Genomic DNA, 17,719 nt, shown 5'->3' on the forward strand with positions numbered 1-17,719 from the left:
AATTATTGGGGCAACCAAAAGGGTTGCTTCTACGTGGAAAATTTATCCTTATCCCAATTGACGGGATTGTTTATAATATATGCCACTATTCTCTGACACGCAGCCTCATTACGGATAATATGCTCATAATAATTACGCTGCCACAATTTCCCATCAAACGGTTGCCATCCCATTTGCTTGACCCCACGGATATATTCAACAGTCGTAATTGATTTGAATGCATCCATCATATCCCCTACTGTTTTCTGTTGGGACAACCCTTGTTGCCCTTTCATATGGGAATGTTGTGTTTCATTATCACCATTATTTCGGATATCCACGTCTTGGGCATCTGCACCAAGGGCACCCACAAGGGGTGCCCGTACGGGGGTATTTTGGATTTCCAAGATGCTGTGGAAATGATTGGGCATCACCACAAATTCGTGCAATTCGATATTGGGGAATCGGTTTTTTAAGTCTAGCCATTCGGTTTCAATCATTTTACCGGCATCATTCAAAATCATTTCACCATTGTTGATTTTTCCAAACAGGTATTTCCGGTTTTGAACACAGGTAGTAATGAAATATAATCCTGCCTGCGAATAATCGTATCCTTTGAGGCGAATGGATCTGCGGTGATGTTTTTGTGGGTCATAAGGCATGGTTCAATTGTTTTAGGGTTTTGATTAGGTAGCTTTGTATTGATCACAATCGTCATTCATAACAGGTTTGTAAATAATGGCATTTAAAAAAAATAGAAAAGATCCACAAAGGGTACCTATACAATTATCTTATTGATTTTGTTTCACGGCGAACAACCATCAAACAGGAGCATTTGCAACAAGAGTGATCGGCTAATTTTAAAAAGAGGCGAATTCAGACAAAAAAATAACAGCCTGATGGGCTGTTAGCTTTTAGGGAAGATACACGGTAACCAATTAAGGTGGACCAAAATGTCTGGACCAGTATCTTGAAGCGATACAGGGTCACAGTCCTTATAGACCAAGGTCCAGTCCATGGTTATTTAACATCGTTATGGTGGTCCTAAAGCAAAAGGATACAATCGCCTTTGAATATACCAAAGCCATACAACAAAGTGAACCAGCAATGGCACAGGGTATTTTTTCAGAGATTCAATTACTGCTCTCTCTTCAGAAACGACTTCCAGCAATGGAATAGAGACAACTGGCTTTGGCTTGAGAATTAATCTTGGATAAGGTTTTCTGTAAACCTTTCGGGGTGCTCGATATTGGAATGGTTTTCTTAGGTATAACGGTCTTGGTACAAAAGGCAAGCGAACAGGAATGCCAAACATCCAGCGAACCTTATACTCCTTATAATAGTTGCGCTTCCGGCGGCTATCCAGCCACTGCTTCAACGCCTTGTTATCCCGATGACGATAACGGATTCTTTCCCAGCTTGTCCAAAGGCGATAGCGGAAATCCCGTCTCTTACGCCAGTAGAAATACCGCCTCTTCGGAATGCGTTTCTCTTCGAAAAATTTCGGGTAAGGCCTTCTTGCCCTTATCGCTTTTCCTCTCCTGCCACCCTGTGACATAGGGATATCCCGACTGAAGTACGCTTTTACTCCTGCCACTGCTTTACGGCATCGGCTGTGCTGTTCCGCCGCAGGCGCATGGTAGCTGCCATCCTTATTGCAATTGCGTTCCACTTCCCTTTTGACCGTGGAGCGGTTTACCCCAATCTCCCTTGCAATAGCAGCAAAGGAAAATCCTTGAGGCAAGAGTCTTGCAATGGTTCCACGTTGTAAAAGGGTGAGTTGGGGCATAGTTGGTTAGTGGGTTAAGCATATAATAGACTGATAATGAAAGGTATATTTTTTCTTTTGATCAGAAAACTGTGGCACTTACCTTTCCTTCTCAAATAATGTTATTTTTATTTCTTTTTCACGCTACGTACTACAACTGATTCCACTTCTGATTAAATTATCACATCAAACAGTCTCCACCCTTACTCAATAGAACATGAACCAGAAAAACAAGCTTCTCAGGGTAGAACAGAAAGATAAGCAAAAGTCACTAAGCAAAGCCCAGCAAGAATTTAACCGACTGACTAAGCGAATCGATACCCTTCAGAAAGGAATTCTGAAGGAAACGGAAAAAATGGAAGCCTTTTTACAATTGTACCTCTCAGACTACGCTCCCAGCATTAAGGAAGTAGCAAAGCTGCAAGCGGAGATGGCGACCCAGATTCATTTGTCTACCGAACAGTATAAGTACACCAAAAAGCAACTGGAGAATATAAGAGAAGTCATTACCTTCTTACTGGATGAGGCTTTTGCTGAACTGGAGCCGGAACCTTCTCTGACTGACATCTACGACCAGTGGTCTTCCATAACCTATGAGGAGTCACTTGAAGCCGATAAGGAACATCTTCAGGACCTAGCCAAATCCATGTTTAGCCAGGCTTTTGGAGAAGAAATTGACCTGCCTGATTTTGAAACGGCTACTCCTGAAGATTTTAAAGCGTTCGAAGAAATGCTTTTAAAGAAATCAGAAGCGACATTTGAAAAACAGCAAGCTGCACAAAAAGCGCAGAAGAAAACACCGAAACAACTGGAAAAAGAAGCCTTGCAACAAGAAGACGAGAAGAATAGGCTGAAAAGTCTTAAGAGCCTTTACCACTCTCTGGCCAAGCTGTTGCATCCTGACAAAGAAAACAGTGAGGTGGAAAAAGAACAGCGAGAAGAGCTGATGAAGCAGGTATCGGAAGCCTATAAACAAAAGGACTTACCGACGCTCCTCAGACTGGAGATGGAATGGCTCCGAAAAGAATCTAACCACCTTGAAACCTTAACAGATCAGCAACTGTCCCTATATAACCAAACCCTGCAAGAGCAGACTTGGGCATTGTTTCAGGAAAAGAGCGATGTTCCTTATGATCCAAGGTATATACCTGTCCGTGATTATAGCCTTTACACGCTCAAGTCTGGATTAAAGGAAATGAAGCAGGACATCAAAGAAAATCAGCAACGCATTCAGATGATGAAAGAAGACCTTGGTGCGATGCATACAAAAAAAGGAGTGCTATATGTAATCGAAGTCATTGAGAACACCATCGAAGCGATAGATCAGCAACGATCTTTTGATCTCTTCGGGTTTAATGATTTTTTCAGGTAAGATAGACTGTCTGTAATTTATTTGATGGCAACTCTGATGAATACCGTATAAGTACATAATTAAAGCCGGACATTCATCAGGCTTGACGCAACATACAAAAAGGACAAGGCCTTTTAGCTGCCTTGTCCTTTTGAATAGAAGAAATAAATGGTAAAAATTCTTTATTACTTTCCGATGCAGAATTTACTGAAAATATTAGCCAGCAAATCATCTGTCGTTACCTCTCCAGTAATTTCTCCCAAATGATGTAATGCCGTACGGATATCCAATGCTAAGAAATCACCTGTGATATTCATACCAAGTCCGTTTAACACATCATCCAATGATTTTTGTGTTTCAAACAAGCTTTCGTAGTGACGGGCATTGGTTACTACAGTATTTCCTGTTCTGAACTGGTCGGCTTTTACCAATGCCAGCGCTTTTTCTTTTAAATCTTCCACACCTTCTTTCTGGTCTGCGGAAATTTCCACCAACTCCTTGCTGAATACCGAAAACTCCCCTGCCAGTTTTTTCTCAGGTAACAGATCAATCTTGTTGGCAATCAGAATATAGGGTGTTCCGATCTGGCGGATTTCGTCCACTGCATCGCGTACCTCATCAAACCCTTCTGTCAAAGCATCAAACATATAGAAGATCAAAGAGGCTTCCTTCATCTTCTTGTAAGAACGCTCTACCCCTATCGCTTCTACCTTATCTTCTGTATGGCGCAACCCAGCCGTATCAATAAATCGGAAAGTTATACCTCCAATATTAATCTCATCCTCAATAAAGTCACGGGTTGTACCGGCAATATCTGATACAATGGCTTTCTCCTCATTAAGCAGTGCATTGAGCAAGGTAGACTTTCCAGCATTTGGCTTACCTGCAATTACTGTTGGTACACCATTCTTGATCACATTTCCTAAAGAGAAAGATTCTATCAGTCTTTTCAATACAGCCTGCAACTCATAAATCAGTGCTTTCAGGTCATCACGGTCTGCAAACTCTACATCCTCTTCACCAAAGTCCAGCTCCAGCTCAATCATGGAGGCAAAGTGGATCAACTTTTCACGCAGTGCCTTAATCTCTATCGAGAAACCACCACGCATCTGGTTCATGGCAGCATCATGGCTGGCATCCGAATCAGATGCAATCAGGTCTGCTACGGCTTCTGCCTGTGCCAAGTCAAACTTGCCATTCAGGAAGGCTCGTTTTGTAAACTCTCCTGCCTTAGCATAGCGTACACCATTTTCAGAAAATAGCTTCAGCAATTTCTGTACAATAAACTCTGAACCGTGGCAAGAGATCTCTACTGTATTTTCGCCTGTATAAGAGTTCGGCCCTTTAAATACAGTAACCAACACCTCATCCACAATATGGTCTTCTGCATCACGGATGGTCCCGAAATGAGCCGTATGCCCTTTTTGCTTTTCAAGGTCTTTCCCTTTAAAAAGCTTATTGGTAATCGAAATGGCGTCCTCCCCCGAAACACGCAGTACGTGAATAGCCCCTTTACCCGGAGCAGTAGCCAAAGCGATAATAGTATCTTGTGTATCAATCAGTTTCATATATTTCGCTTATTCTTTTCGGGAGTAAAAACCAAGGTCTCTCCCAAATGTTTCCGCAAAGATAGGAAAAATAGACTTGAGACTTCAGCCTTGATAGAGGAGATAGGAAATCAATAAAAAAGCCACAGCAAACAGGTTGTTTACTGTGGCATTTCATCAAAGTATGTAACAGCAAGGATATTTACTCCTTAGCCTCTGTTTCCTGCTGAGGTGTTTCTTCAGTTTCACCTTCAGTCGGTTCAGAAGTCTCTTCTTCTGTCACTTCTGCTTCTGGGTCAGTACTCTCTGTTTCTTCTACCTGAGTACCATCCTCAGTCACAGTCTCCTTATCTTTGTTCACTTTGTATTCTACTTCTCTGCCATCTTCCAGCAATGCTGTTGCCTTCAACTGTAGTACACCGTTCTCTTCGTGTACCTCAAAGGATTTGATCTCAGCAACACCACTTTCGTATTGCTTTTCAATCTCAGCAATCATTGCTGTACTCAGCTTTTCTTCCATGGCAGGTGCTAGGCTGGCTGCGGCTGTCTGTACTTCCGTCTGCTCACCTCCTTCTTCCTGCTTTTGCGAACATGATGCTAAGGCAAATAGTGATGCCATCAGCAAAATCAAACGTTTTGTCGTCATCATAGTCTTTGGGGTTTGGTTTCTGATTGAACATGAGGCAAAACCGACAAGGCTTTACCTTATATCATATACCTGATATTTCCATGAGCAAACACATTACCAAAATTGACAGCACGGATAAATAAATATTTTAAAATTTAATTCTAAATATTAACATAATATTAATATTTTTAGATAGCAACATACAATAATACCTTATTATAAAGCAACAAAGCCATTATGAACAACTATATCTATCTGCTCAACCAACAAGAAAAAATTATTGACAGAACCTGTATCTCTGACCTTGAGCTCGGAACCTACTGGACTATGGGCGCACTCCAAAAACAGAGAATCAGAAGTATGGTTTCTACGAGTGAACGTGAAAAAATTTATTGCCTTATTGAAGATCAATTTCGTTCATTAGCCCTACAGGATAAGAAAGAGTTTGTATTGGATTTCAATCAGTTTGGGATACCGATCAAGCTACTCTACACCTATGAAATGATAGGATAAGGAATTGAAATATTCCATTACGATGCATTTTTGTCATTTTCCCTACATTTTATGCTTGTACTGATTTGTATGTTTGCCTCAGCGTTAAACACAAACTTTACAAGCAAAATGAAAAGATCAATATTACTGATAGCAGGGATACTATTAAGCCTAGTAACAGCAGCTCAAAACGTCCCAACCAAAGCAGAAGACATCAGTCCGTTGCTTATTGGTGAAAGCGTACCGGAAGTAGCACTTACCAACACCAATGGCAACAAGGTTACTCTCAAAGAGGTTTTAAAGCAAAAACCTACTGTACTCGTATTTTATCGTGGTGGATGGTGTCCGTATTGTAACCGCCAGCTTTCGGGTTTGGGAGCAATTGCTGACCAACTTGTAGCCAAAGGCTTTCAGATTGTAGCAGTGAGTCCTGACACGCCTGAAAACCTTCAAGCGACAATTGACAAAAATGAGCTAAACTATACACTACTTTCTGACAGTAAGATGGAAGCGGCACGTCAGTTCGGTATTTCATTTAAAGTAAGCCAACAAACTTTGACCAAATACAAAGATTATGGTATCAACCTGACAACAGCTTCAGGAGAATCACATAACGAGCTACCGGTTCCTTCTGTATTTATTGTAGACAAAGAAGGAAAGATCCATTTCGAGTACATTAACCCTGACTACTCTAAACGAATCAGCAGTGAACTGCTTTTAGCAGCTACTGAAGGACTGGAAATGTAAGGAAAGCAATACTTTTGAAGGACAACATACCGAAGCACTTCAGTAAAACTTCTGAAGTGCTTTTCTTTTTCTCCCTTACTGCTAACATTCATTTGAGTACAATGAACAACCTTTGAAAAGTGTTATAAAAACCCTTAATTGTTAAAAAATAAATACAATGTTCATTTTTTAACTTGAATAAAGTATTTTGAACGTTTTTGATTTTTAATTGCACCCACCTAATACTCCTTCTACTTTTGCATCATCTAACAAACAATTTACCAGATAAATACCAGACATGGTATGCATTGAAAAGATGATACAATTAAACCAAATAATTCATACAACAATGTATCTACGCTTACGACAATCCCGACGATAGGCATTCCTTACTAATCTCATGTGTTTCATACACGCCAAAAGGCACCAATCAGGTATTGGGCGTCCTGCAATTCTATTGTTTAAATTTTCACAAACAGACTTCAATTACCAGCAATACAATGTCTAGAATTAGCCTACTTGTTTTCTTGGCAAGCATATTTACTGCATTACAGGCTTTTGCCGGAAACATTACCATAAGCGGAACAGTAACAGACACGCAAAATGAGCCCCTTCCAGGAGTGGGCATCCTGATTAAAGGAACAGCCAAAGGTACCACCTCTGATATAGATGGTAAATTCACCTTGGCAGTAGACGGTCCTGCAACATTGATCTTCAGCTTTGTAGGGTATCAGGATAAAGAAGTAAATGTATCGGGGGCTACTACCTTAAACGTCCAATTGATAGAGGAAGAAACTTTCCTTGAAGATGTAGTAGTAATCGGTAGCCGTAATGCTAACAGATCATCTTTGGAGACAGCTGTTCCAGTTGATGTTTTGCCACTGGATAAAGTAACCAATACAGTCGGACAAGTTGATCTTACACAGCTGCTTCAGTTTGCCGCTCCTTCTTTCAATGCCAACAACAATGCGGGATCTGATGGTAGTGACCATATCCAATCAGCTTCTTTGAGAGGCTTGGGACCTGATCAGGTTTTGGTTCTGATTAATGGCAAGAGAAGACATACTTCTTCCCTAGTCAACTTATTGGGAACAAGAGAAAGAGGCAAGGTAGCTACTGACCTAAATACAATTCCTGTTTCCGCCATTGAAAGAATCGAAGTTCTGAGAGACGGTGCTGCTGCTCAATACGGATCTGATGCCATTGCCGGTGTGATTAACATTGTGTTGAAAAAACAAACTGACAAGGTTGAGATCAATACTGCTGCCGGCATCTATCAGGAAGGCGATGGCGAGAACCTGATGGCCAATACCAATTTTGGTTTCAAGATGGGCAAAGAAGGTTTTGTCAATGTATCCGCTGAAGTAAACAAGAGATACAAGACTGACAGAGCACCTGAAGGTGAAATGAGGGTTATCGGTGATGCCGAGATGTTGAATACCTCCACATTCATCAATGCGGAGCTGCCACTGGATGACAAGACTAAAGTTTATGCCTTTGGTGGTGTCAACTACAGAGAAGGACAATCTGCAGCTTGGGGAAGAGCTGCCGACGATGACAGAAACATCCCTGAAATCTATCCAAATGGTTTTGTCCCTAATATTAATACCAAAATTCAAGACTACTCTGCAACAGCCGGAATCACACACAAGGTAAAAGGATGGAACCTTGATTTGAGTAATACTTTCGGGCACAACAGGATGTCTTTTGATATTTCCAATACACTGAATGCTTCAATAGGAGCTACTTCACCTACTGACTTCTATGCAGGTGGCTTTACATTTGGTCAAAACGTGACCAACCTGAATGCTTCCAAGTTCTTCCCTGAAGTACTGGAAGGATTGAACATTGCTGCAGGGGGAGAGTTCAGAGTAGATATGTACACAATCTTTTCAGGTGAGGAAGGTACATGGAAAAATTACCAACAGACTACGAATGAGGATGGAAGCTATAAGCAAGGTGGTTCTCAAGGATTCCCAGGATTTAGCCCTTCCAATGAGGTAGATGCCAGCAGACATAACGTAGCTGCATACCTGGATGCTGAATTGGATATCACCAAAGCATGGATGGTTGGCGCTGCTGTAAGAGCAGAAAACTACAGTGATTTTGGTAGTACAGTGAACGGAAAATTAGCTTCCAGATACTCTTTTGGTGAAGGCTTTGCACTAAGAGGCTCTATCAGTACAGGATTCAGAGCGCCATCACTACAACAAGCTTATTTCAACTCTACTTATACAGACTTTATTCAGGGCGTAGCGACTGAAGTAATACTGGCACCAAATGACAGTGAGATAGCCAAGGCTCTTGGAATTCCAAAGCTGAAAGAGGAAACTTCTAAGAACTACTCACTAGGCTTTACAGCTACACCAACTGAAGGGCTGACACTAACGGTTGATGCTTACCAGATTGATATTGAAGACAGAATTGTACTGACAGGTTACTTCTCAAGTGATGATCCTGAGATTGGTGACGAACTTCAAGCACTTGGTGTTGGTCAGGCTGCATTCTTTACCAATGCTATTGATACCAAAACACAAGGTGTAGATATGGTGGTAAGCTATAGAACGGACATTGGTCAAAACAACTTGGGAGTTTCCTTAGGTGCCAACTACAACAAGACAAAAGTGGTAGGCGACGTAAAGACTTCTCCTGAACTGGAAGGCAAGGAAGATATTTACTTTGGAGAAAGAGAGAAGTATTTCCTTGAAGGTTCTGCTCCTGAATGGAAAGGTAACCTGACGGTAGACTATACTTTTGGCAAATTTGCAGCAATGGCGAGACAGAGCTACTTCGGCAATGTCGTAATGGGTACTTGGTCTGGTGATGGATTGGTTCAGCATTATACGCCTAAAATGACCACTGACATCAGCTTGACTTACAATATGACGGACAATGCGAAAGTAACAGTTGGTGGTTCCAATATTTTCAATGTATATCCTGACAAACAGGATCCAAACGAGACTGACAGCGGAGGATACTGGGAAGCAACCCAAATGGGCTTTAACGGCGCTTACTGGTTTGCAAGACTAGGCTTCAGCTTCTAAAATATTATTTACTAGCTATGAACTCAAAGGGGACTTTTCTGTAAAGAGGGTCTCCTTTTTCATTTTTCATCCATTCTTTATGTAGAAAATTATATCCTATACTTTTTCACAACCTTTCGTACACATAGGGGTAACCTTTCTCGCTTATTTTTGCACCCGTCAAATTAACAAATCAAACCTTTACATCCCTTAGAAGTAATTCTGAAGGTATTTTTCTCCACTCTTAATTCTTGTGCTAAAACAATGAAAAAGCAACTTTGTACATTACTGATTTTTTCCTCTCTAATGGCTGCGTGTGACAATACGGATAACAATGAAAATGAGCCAATTTTATCAAGTGAATTCAAGGAAATAAGTGAAATCAAGATTGGTGGTGAAGCTGCTGCTGAAATCACGGCTTACGATCCTGTAACCCAACAACTGTTTGTAGTCAACAACAGCAGTGGTTCAAGTGTTGATGTAATCGACTTCTCTGATCCCAGTAACATGTCAATAGTCTCCAGCATTGATATTACTACTTTTGGAGGTGGTGTCAATAGTGTCGCTGTTAAGAATGAACTGCTGGCTATCGCTGTTGAAGCTGACACCAAGACTGATAATGGTAAGGTAGTCTTGTTCAAGACCAATAACCTTACATCTCCTGAAGCTATTCTCTCTGTCGGTGCACTCCCAGATATGGTTACTTTCAGCCCTGATGGAAAGTATATCCTATCAGCTAATGAAGGTGAGCCTAACGATGATTACACTATTGACCCAAAAGGGAGCATATCCATTATTGATGTAGCCAATAGCTATGCAGTCAAAACACTGGACTTTGAGCCGTTCAACAGTAAGGTAGCTTCGCTGGAAGAACAAGGGTTTAGAGTGTTCGGACCAAATGCTACATTAGCACAGGATGTCGAACCTGAATATATTACGATTGACAGCCAATCTCAGACTGCTTGGGTTACACTTCAGGAAAACAACGGCATTGCCAAAGTCGACCTGATCTCCCAACAGATTACTGATATCTTCCCGTTAGGTACAAAAGACTTTAGTCAAGCTACCAATCTGATGGATGCCAGCAACAAAGACGACCAGGTTTTACTGTCAAACCACCCTGTAATGTCATTCTATCAGCCGGATGCCATCGCCAGCTTTGAAATTAATGGTGTTACTTACCTTGTGACCGCCAATGAAGGAGATGTCCGTGATTATGAAGGCTTCAGTGAAGAAGTAAGGGTAAAGGATATCACGCTCGATCCTGCTACCTTTAACAATGTATCACAACTTCAACTGGAGAATAACCTCGGCAGACTGATTGTCACCAACACTAAAGGTGATACTAACCAAGATGGTATATATGAAACACTTTACGGTTTTGGTGCTCGCTCATTCAGTATCTGGAATGGTAGTGATGGAAGTCTTGTAAGTGACTGCTCAACACTCGAAAAAGATTTGATGGACACAGCACCTTCACATTACGATGATGGCAGAAGTGATGACAAAGGGGTCGAACCGGAAGGTGTAGCGATTGGTGCTGTCAATGGAAAAATCCTCGCCTTTGTTGGACTTGAACGTGCAGACGCTGTATTGGTCTATGATGTTTCTGTACCAGAGTCTCCACAGTTTATGCAAACACTCCTAACTGGCGATGCTCCTGAAGGAATCCTCTTTATTGATGCAGACAAGAGTCCAACCTCCAAACCTTTGCTTTTGGTAAGCTCCGAGGATGATGGCTACCTGAAGGTATACAGTATCTAGAAAAACATTTCGTTTTATTTATAAGTAAGCCACCCCAAACTCTGGTTTAGGGTGGCTTTTTAGTACCATTTCAGTTTTAACATTTTATTCATTTTAATTACGCTAAATCCATTATTTCACAATGCACTTGTGACAATCAAGTAATATCCTTGCCCTACTTTTGTGACATATCAAGATTACGACTGACAAAGTCAGTAACTATCGGACCCAGCGTTAAACCTAAATTATTCCCATTATTTAATTTTAACCCTTATATCAATCATCTATAACCTAACTAAAAACCCTATCGACTAGCGCTTCATTGAAGCCATTAACTCACTATCTATACAACTTTTTGCTTTACACTTTTTATTACCCCTGTTCGGTAATTTTTTGACCTTCTTTTTTTCCCTTTATCCACTACTCAGACCCATCGACAGCCATCGTCATTACGCTCTTCTGTTTTAAATAATTATCTTTGCGGACTGCGTAATTGATGAGTTTCAAGAAAAGAATAGTTATGGAAAAATGTCCTTGTGGATCAGGCAAATCCTATGATACCTGTTGTGGTCCTTACATCAGTGGTACTGAAAAGCCGAAAACAGCTGAGCAATTGATGAGATCACGTTATACTGCCCATGTCAAAAATGAGATTGACTATATCATCAATACCGTTCACCCATCAGAGAGAAAATCTCATGACAAAGCCACCATTGCTGAATGGGCTAAAAATACAGAATGGCAAGGTCTTGAGCTGATCAGTCGTGAGTTGGGAAGTATCAACCATGAAATCGGAAAAGTAGAGTTCAAGGCTCACTACAAGGAAGGTAACGCCCTGAAGTCTCATCATGAAAATTCGACCTTCAGAAAAGTAGATGGCGTATGGTATTTCCATAGCGGAAAACTGGACCCAAAAGAGGAAGTGAATCCTCATAAAGTAGGTCGTAATGACCCATGTCCGTGCGGAAGTGGTAAAAAATATAAGAAATGCTGCGGTTAAGCATATATAAAAAGAAAGGTCGTTACTAAAAGCAGTAACGACCTTTTTTATATCAAATAGCCCTCAGTTTATGCCAATGAAAGGAATTGGCATGGTCCTGCAAGGTGCTTGCCTCTGATGATTACATCTGCAAAGTACTCCTGAAGTGTTTCCTTATAGAATGGTGATGCAATTTCAGTTGCCATTTCATCTTTGATCTGTTCCAAAGGATAATCAAGTGCCGCTGAAGCCTGTTTCAAGGACTTCACACCTACGATAACCTTTGGCATCTCTGTCAACTTGTAAAGTGTCTCCTCGTCCATAGGAAGTACACTACGAAGCTTATTAATAAAATCCACTTCTTCCTGCTCACCTGTATAGGTACGAACTCTGTCCCCTTCTGGGTTCCAAAGTACATAATGCAGGAGCGTGTCCCTAGCTGGTAAGCCTGTCACTGTTGACAGTTCTAACAGCAGTCCGTCAATCTGTTCTACTTCCTTTACAGGAGCAATTTGCAAACGCTTGATAGAACCTGCTACGATACCAAGGTCACGAACGATTGCCAGTGCCTTATAAAGGTCAGTTGTGTTGAGTTTGATAGCCTTCTCAGTAAGATCTTGTGCTATTGCGATCAGTTCTCTTACCTCGTCATTTTTGTTAAAGGCGATTACCACATCTCTGTATTCGTCAAATCCCAGTGGGTCAAGTGAACGAACCTTATCATGATCAATGGTAGCAAGTTTTTTGTCAGTCGGTAAAATCATAGTTGCAGCGTTTTAAGTTTGCTAATTTCAACCCCATTAATTTCGGTCAGTATGTACCCTCAAGTTGTCATTGAATCGTCAGTGCATTGCTGGAGCTAGTGGAAAAAGTCAGGTGTGTGAGGCCTAATCTGGATACCTCTCTGTAAAAGGTCATTTGTCCAGTAGATGTCTGATTTCACAAGGTAATATTGATAGTGGTCTTCCTTCCGATGTACACAAATAAAAAGAATTTAATTATACAATAAAAAAATATTAAGTATTAAAGACGGCTCTTTCGTCTCTATTACTCACTCATTCCCAAACAATTACAGAAACACCCTCTATTTGAATATACGATGTTATTAGTTGATTATATTGTTTTTAGAAATTTTATAAAATATTAGTTAACAAAGCGGGTAATAAGGAATTGATTATTCTATCGCCAAAAAATGGTTTTTATTAAAAAAGTCTTTAAAAAAAATTTCATTCAAAATGAATAATCATTCTCAAGATCAAAGTTGAAACACAAAAAAAGCCTAGCACTGTAAAAGTGCTAGGCTGTATATTTTTCAGATCAGTTTGCCTTAGTTGTTGGCAAGTGCGGCTGCACCACCTACGATCTCTGTGATCTCGGTTGTAATAGCTGCCTGTCTTGATCTGTTGTACTGCAACGACAGTTCTTTAATCAGTTCTCCTGCGTTGTCAGTTGCTTTATCCATTGAGCTCATACGTGCTCCTTGCTCTGCAGCATTTGAATCAAGTACTCTTGTATAGAATGAGATTTTCAGCGATTTAGGGATCAGCTCCTTAATAATCTGCTCTTTCTCAGGCTCAAAGATATAATCGATTTCAGTTTCTGCTTCTGCTTCACCCTCTTTAACAGCTGGTGCTACCGGAAGGAAGCGGTCAGTGTGAACGATCTGTGTTACCACGTTCTTGAACTCATTGTATACAACGTGTACTGCATCGTATTTTTCGTTCAGGAAACCGTCCATTGCCATCTCAACAGCCTCTTTTACTTGCTCGAAGTTAAGGTCCTGGAAGATGCCAACATAGTCACTGATGATATTGTAACCTCTCTTGCGGAAGTGGTCGTAACCTTTCTTACCCATGCAAACGAGTGTCACATTACCAGCTTTTTCCTGCTCTGCGTATTTCTCAGCAATCAGTGATTTGGTTGCTTTGATAATGTTGGCGTTAAAACCACCACACAGACCTCTATCAGAAGTCACTACGAAGATCAGGACGTTATTAATTGCTTCAGGCTCAACTGCGAAAGGGTTTTCCACTTCGCCTCTGAGTGATGAAGTTACGTTCTCGAGGATTGAAAACAGCTTTTCAGAGTAAGGACGCATTTGCGTGATCTTGTCCTGTGCCCTACGCAATTTAGATGCCGCCACCATTTTCATAGCTTTGGTGATCTGCTGCGTAGACTTAACAGAAACAATTCTTTCCTTAACTTCTTTAAGACCAGCCATTATTCAAATTTTAGTAGTTAGTAGTTAATAGTTAGTAGTCAGTATGATGATACTAACTACTAACTACTGATTACTTTATATTTAAGCTTTGTAGTTGGCAGCAACTGCCTTACCTACTGTTCTTAGTACCTCAATGATTTCGTCGCTCCACTTGCCGCTAGCCATAGCGTCCAGTGTGCTCTTGTGCTTGCTTTCCAGTACTTGCAAGAACTCAGCTTCGAAAGCTTTCACTTTCTCTACTGGAACTGGGTCAAGAATACCGTTAGTACCAGCCCAAATTACAGCAACCTGCTCCTCTACTGAGAATGGGTTGTACTGAGCCTGCTTCAGCAATTCAGTGTTCTTCTGACCACGGTCAATTGTCAGCTTAGTCGCAGCATCCAGGTCTGAACCGAATTTAGCGAAAGCTTCCAACTCGCGGTACTGAGCCAAATCCAGTTTCAATGTACCCGCTACTTTCTTCATAGGCTTGATCTGAGCGTTACCACCTACACGTGATACCGATACACCTACGTTAATCGCTGGACGGATACCTGAGTTGAACAGGTTAGTCTCCAAGAAGATCTGACCGTCTGTAATTGAAATTACGTTGGTCGGGATATATGCTGAAACGTCACCCGCCTGAGTTTCAATGATTGGAAGGGCAGTCAGTGATCCACCACCTTTAACCAAGTGCTTGATTGACTCTGGCAAGTCGTTCATATCTTTTGCAATCGCGTCAGAAGAGTTGATCTTTGCAGAACGCTCCAACAGACGAGAGTGAAGGTAGAATACGTCACCTGGGTAAGCTTCACGTCCTGGAGGGCGTTTCAGTAGCAGGGATACCTCACGGTATGCTACTGCCTGCTTAGAAAGGTCATCATAGATAACCAATGCAGGACGTCCAGTGTCACGGATAAACTCACCTACAGCAGCACCTGTAAATGGCGCAAAGTACTGCATTGGTGCAGGGTCAGATGCGTTGGCAGTTACAATTGTAGTGTACTCCATAGCACCCGCTTTTTCAAGTGAAGCTACTACACCACGAACTGTTGAAGCTTTTTGACCTACTGCAACGTAGATACAATATACTGGCTCTCCTTTGTCGTAGAACTCTTTCTGGTTGATGATCGTATCGATTGCAACTGCAGTCTTACCAGTCTGACGGTCACCAATAATCAGCTCACGCTGACCTCTACCGATTGGCACCATCGCGTCAATTGACTTGATACCAGTTTGCAGTGGTTCGTTTACTGGTTGACGGAACAGTACCCCAGGTGCTTTACGCTCCAGTGGCATTTCGTACAGGTCACCTGCCAGTTCGCCTTTGCCATCAATTGGCTGACCAAGGGCGTCGATTACACGACCGAACACACCTTCACCAACTTTTACAGAAGCAATACGGTTAGTTCTTTTTACAGTGTCACCTTCTTTGATTTCAGTAGAATTACCCATGATTACGGCACCTACGTTATCTTCTTCAAGGTTCAACACCATACCAATAGAACCACTCTCGAACTCCAGCAGCTCACCTGACTGCGCATTCGTCAGTCCGTAGATACGAGCAACACCGTCACCTACCTGGAGTACGGTACCAACTTCCTCCAGGCTAGCCTGTCCTTCAAAGTTGGTCAGTTGCTCTCTAAGAATTGCAGACACCTCGTCCGGTCTTACTTGAGCCATTGTATCTTATTTTTTATAGTTTATTGTTCGTAGAAATAAAAGTGGACTTTCGTCCAAAATATACTGTCAGCAGTAAAAATACTGCCTAACATTAAATCTTATTCTTATTCGGCAAATGACTGCTTCAATTGCTTCAATTGTGAGGCAACCGAAGTGTCGATCTGTCTGTCGTTGACATTGAGTACATAACCTCCGATCAGAGATTTGTCAATCACCTCATTAAGTTCAACACTATCCTTTCCTGAAATTTGCTTCACTTTTGCGGTAAATGCCGCTCTCAGTTCTTCGTCAATAGGGAAAGCCGTTTTAACGGTAGCTGTCTGAATGCCTTTAATTTTCTCGTATTTAGCAATTACTGCATCAACGATATCCTCCATCACATCCGCTCTGCCTTTGTCTGCTACCAACTTCAGGAAGTTGGTCACCACCTTGTCCACTTTATCGGCAAACAATGCATTCAGAACACCTGCTTTCTTGTCAAGGGGAGCTACAGGGTTTCTCAGGAACAGTTTCAGGTCTCTGCTGTCTTTGATCGTTGCTTTGATCATCTCCATGTCCTGCTTGATACGCTCAAGCGTGCCCTGCTCCTGAGCTAGCGTGATCAGTGCATCGGCATATCTGACGGCAACTCTTGATTCCGCGCTCATTTTGTTAATGGTTTATGGTTGCACGGTTCTATGGGCGATACTGGTTCAAGCATACACTCAGCATAGAACCATTCCATAGAGCCTAAAGATTCAATTAATTACTTAGCAAGCAGTTCTTTTACCAATTGCTTCTGTGCTTCGTCTGCTTCTAGCTTTTGGCGGATCACTTTCTCAGCGATTTCCAGAGACAGTGTAGCCACTTGATCTTTTACCTCAGCCATTGCAGCTCTCTTCTCAGCTTCGATAGATTCTCTAGCCTCTTTGATGATTCTATCACCCTCAGACTTGGCAGCCTCTTGTGCATCAACAACAATTTTCTTAGCCTGTCCTTCAGCTTCCTTGATAATCTCTTGGCGCTCTGCTCTAGCTTCTTGCTTCATCTTATCGATGTCCGCTTTCAGCCCTGCTACATCTTTACGAGCAGTTTCTGCTTCGTTCAGTGCTTTATCAATTGAGTCTTCTCTTTCTCTCAGTGCCTTTGCGATCTCAGGGAACACTTTCTTACCGAGAATGAATACCACAATGAGGAAAAATAATGTCGTCCAGAAAATCAGGCCAATACCAGGAGTTATGATACTCATTGTTCTTATACTTTATATATAATAGTTCAAATGATATGCTTTTCAAGAAGATGCCTGCCCCAGGCAAACCCTGATGGGCAGGTCATCCAAGTTTTTGAAGATCTTTGTCTTGAGAATTAACCCAGACCGATCAGCAGACAAACTACTACTGCGAACAGCGCAACACCCTCTACCAGGGCTGAAGCGATAATCATCGCAGTTTGCAGGTTGCTTGCGAATTCTGGCTGACGAGCCATTGATTCTACAGCGTTTCCACCGATTTTACCAATACCAAGACCAGCGCCGATTACAGCAAGACCAGCTCCAACAGCAGCACCTACTTGGCTGATAGAACCAATCACTTCTAGCAAAATTGCAAGTAGCATTTTTGTT

16 protein-coding genes are annotated in these 17,719 nt (G+C 41.6%); 6 read left to right on the top strand and 10 right to left on the bottom strand.

What is annotated here, in order from left to right; all coding sequences use genetic code 11:
• Window positions 1-29: 29 nt before the first annotated feature.
• Window positions 30-641: a transposase gene (locus V6R21_RS25475; RefSeq protein WP_334246346.1), complete on the bottom strand. Its 612-nt coding sequence runs from the start codon at window positions 639-641 to the stop codon at window positions 30-32.
• A 371-nt stretch (window positions 642-1,012) separates the two neighbouring features.
• Window positions 1,013-1,768, bottom strand: coding sequence for a helix-turn-helix domain-containing protein (locus V6R21_RS25480; RefSeq protein ID WP_334246347.1), 756 nt, complete (start codon window positions 1,766-1,768; stop codon window positions 1,013-1,015).
• 196 nt (window positions 1,769-1,964) lie between these two features.
• On the opposite strand from V6R21_RS25480, the gene V6R21_RS25485 reads away from it, so the two are divergent.
• Window positions 1,965-3,119: a J domain-containing protein gene (locus tag V6R21_RS25485; RefSeq protein WP_334246348.1), complete on the top strand. Its 1,155-nt coding sequence runs from the start codon at window positions 1,965-1,967 to the stop codon at window positions 3,117-3,119.
• Window positions 3,120-3,283: 164 nt separating this feature from the next.
• Here the strand turns inward: V6R21_RS25485 and mnmE are convergent, their stop codons facing one another.
• The gene (mnmE, locus tag V6R21_RS25490) at window positions 3,284-4,666 is read right to left on the bottom strand and encodes a tRNA uridine-5-carboxymethylaminomethyl(34) synthesis GTPase MnmE (RefSeq protein ID WP_334246349.1); all 1,383 of its coding nucleotides are present in this window, start codon (window positions 4,664-4,666) and stop codon (window positions 3,284-3,286) included.
• A 181-nt stretch (window positions 4,667-4,847) separates the two neighbouring features.
• The gene (locus V6R21_RS25495; RefSeq protein ID WP_334246350.1) at window positions 4,848-5,294 is read right to left on the bottom strand and encodes a hypothetical protein; all 447 of its coding nucleotides are present in this window, start codon (window positions 5,292-5,294) and stop codon (window positions 4,848-4,850) included.
• A 216-nt stretch (window positions 5,295-5,510) separates the two neighbouring features.
• Here V6R21_RS25495 and V6R21_RS25500 point away from each other — a divergent pair, with 216 nt between their 5' ends.
• The 5 genes from V6R21_RS25500 (at window position 5,511) to V6R21_RS25520 (ending at window position 12,257) form a co-directional block, all read left to right on the top strand.
• Window positions 5,511-5,786, top strand: a complete 276-nt coding sequence (locus tag V6R21_RS25500) for a hypothetical protein (protein ID WP_334246351.1) — start codon at window positions 5,511-5,513, stop codon at window positions 5,784-5,786.
• Window positions 5,787-5,894: 108 nt separating this feature from the next.
• Entirely contained in the window at window positions 5,895-6,512 is a 618-nt protein-coding gene (locus V6R21_RS25505; RefSeq protein ID WP_334246352.1) for a peroxiredoxin-like family protein, read from the top strand.
• 479 nt (window positions 6,513-6,991) lie between these two features.
• The gene (locus tag V6R21_RS25510; protein WP_334246353.1) at window positions 6,992-9,535 is read left to right on the top strand and encodes a TonB-dependent receptor; all 2,544 of its coding nucleotides are present in this window, start codon (window positions 6,992-6,994) and stop codon (window positions 9,533-9,535) included.
• A gap of 243 nt (window positions 9,536-9,778) precedes the next feature.
• A complete protein-coding gene (locus tag V6R21_RS25515) occupies window positions 9,779-11,278 on the top strand; it encodes a choice-of-anchor I family protein (protein WP_334246354.1) in 1,500 nt (499 codons plus the stop codon).
• Between the two features lie 499 nt (window positions 11,279-11,777).
• Window positions 11,778-12,257: a YchJ family protein gene (locus V6R21_RS25520; protein WP_334246355.1), complete on the top strand. Its 480-nt coding sequence runs from the start codon at window positions 11,778-11,780 to the stop codon at window positions 12,255-12,257.
• A 68-nt stretch (window positions 12,258-12,325) separates the two neighbouring features.
• On the opposite strand, the gene V6R21_RS25525 is transcribed toward V6R21_RS25520, so the two are convergent.
• The 6 genes from V6R21_RS25525 to atpE all read right to left on the bottom strand — a co-directional run bounded on the left by V6R21_RS25525 (window position 12,326) and on the right by atpE (window position 17,712).
• Complete coding sequence (locus V6R21_RS25525; RefSeq protein ID WP_334246356.1) at window positions 12,326-13,000, bottom strand: hypothetical protein; 675 nt, start codon at window positions 12,998-13,000, stop codon at window positions 12,326-12,328.
• A gap of 563 nt (window positions 13,001-13,563) precedes the next feature.
• On the bottom strand, window positions 13,564-14,457 hold the full coding sequence (gene atpG / locus V6R21_RS25530) for an ATP synthase F1 subunit gamma (protein ID WP_334246357.1): 894 nt from the start codon (window positions 14,455-14,457) through the stop codon (window positions 13,564-13,566).
• A gap of 81 nt (window positions 14,458-14,538) precedes the next feature.
• Entirely contained in the window at window positions 14,539-16,119 is a 1,581-nt protein-coding gene (gene atpA, locus V6R21_RS25535) for a F0F1 ATP synthase subunit alpha (RefSeq protein ID WP_334246358.1), read from the bottom strand.
• A gap of 104 nt (window positions 16,120-16,223) precedes the next feature.
• The gene (gene atpH, locus V6R21_RS25540) at window positions 16,224-16,766 is read right to left on the bottom strand and encodes an ATP synthase F1 subunit delta (protein ID WP_334246359.1); all 543 of its coding nucleotides are present in this window, start codon (window positions 16,764-16,766) and stop codon (window positions 16,224-16,226) included.
• Between the two features lie 98 nt (window positions 16,767-16,864).
• Complete coding sequence (gene atpF / locus V6R21_RS25545; protein ID WP_334246360.1) at window positions 16,865-17,347, bottom strand: F0F1 ATP synthase subunit B; 483 nt, start codon at window positions 17,345-17,347, stop codon at window positions 16,865-16,867.
• 116 nt (window positions 17,348-17,463) lie between these two features.
• The gene (gene atpE, locus V6R21_RS25550) at window positions 17,464-17,712 is read right to left on the bottom strand and encodes an ATP synthase F0 subunit C (protein WP_334246361.1); all 249 of its coding nucleotides are present in this window, start codon (window positions 17,710-17,712) and stop codon (window positions 17,464-17,466) included.
• Window positions 17,713-17,719 lie beyond the last annotated feature (7 nt).

Source organism: Limibacter armeniacum, from assembly GCF_036880985.1.
GTDB lineage: Bacteria > Bacteroidota > Bacteroidia > Cytophagales > Flammeovirgaceae > Limibacter > Limibacter armeniacum.

Excerpts from the sequence above, each read along its gene's own strand:
- atpA (WP_334246358.1), bottom strand. The coding sequence starts at position 16,119 with ATGGCTCAAGTAAGACCGGACGAGGTGTCTGCAATTCTTAGAGAGCAA.
- atpG (WP_334246357.1), bottom strand. The coding sequence starts at position 14,457 with ATGGCTGGTCTTAAAGAAGTTAAGGAAAGAATTGTTTCTGTTAAGTCT.
- V6R21_RS25515 (WP_334246354.1), top strand. The coding sequence starts at position 9,779 with ATGAAAAAGCAACTTTGTACATTACTGATTTTTTCCTCTCTAATGGCT.
- V6R21_RS25475 (WP_334246346.1), bottom strand. The coding sequence starts at position 641 with ATGCCTTATGACCCACAAAAACATCACCGCAGATCCATTCGCCTCAAA.
- V6R21_RS25495 (WP_334246350.1), bottom strand. The coding sequence starts at position 5,294 with ATGATGACGACAAAACGTTTGATTTTGCTGATGGCATCACTATTTGCC.
- mnmE (WP_334246349.1), bottom strand. The coding sequence starts at position 4,666 with ATGAAACTGATTGATACACAAGATACTATTATCGCTTTGGCTACTGCT.
- V6R21_RS25505 (WP_334246352.1), top strand. The coding sequence starts at position 5,895 with ATGAAAAGATCAATATTACTGATAGCAGGGATACTATTAAGCCTAGTA.
- V6R21_RS25500 (WP_334246351.1), top strand. The coding sequence starts at position 5,511 with ATGAACAACTATATCTATCTGCTCAACCAACAAGAAAAAATTATTGAC.
- V6R21_RS25525 (WP_334246356.1), bottom strand. The coding sequence starts at position 13,000 with ATGATTTTACCGACTGACAAAAAACTTGCTACCATTGATCATGATAAG.
- V6R21_RS25520 (WP_334246355.1), top strand. The coding sequence starts at position 11,778 with ATGGAAAAATGTCCTTGTGGATCAGGCAAATCCTATGATACCTGTTGT.
- atpE (WP_334246361.1), bottom strand. The coding sequence starts at position 17,712 with ATGCTACTTGCAATTTTGCTAGAAGTGATTGGTTCTATCAGCCAAGTA.
- V6R21_RS25510 (WP_334246353.1), top strand. The coding sequence starts at position 6,992 with ATGTCTAGAATTAGCCTACTTGTTTTCTTGGCAAGCATATTTACTGCA.
- V6R21_RS25485 (WP_334246348.1), top strand. The coding sequence starts at position 1,965 with ATGAACCAGAAAAACAAGCTTCTCAGGGTAGAACAGAAAGATAAGCAA.
- atpH (WP_334246359.1), bottom strand. The coding sequence starts at position 16,766 with ATGAGCGCGGAATCAAGAGTTGCCGTCAGATATGCCGATGCACTGATC.
- V6R21_RS25480 (WP_334246347.1), bottom strand. The coding sequence starts at position 1,768 with ATGCCCCAACTCACCCTTTTACAACGTGGAACCATTGCAAGACTCTTG.
- atpF (WP_334246360.1), bottom strand. The coding sequence starts at position 17,347 with ATGAGTATCATAACTCCTGGTATTGGCCTGATTTTCTGGACGACATTA.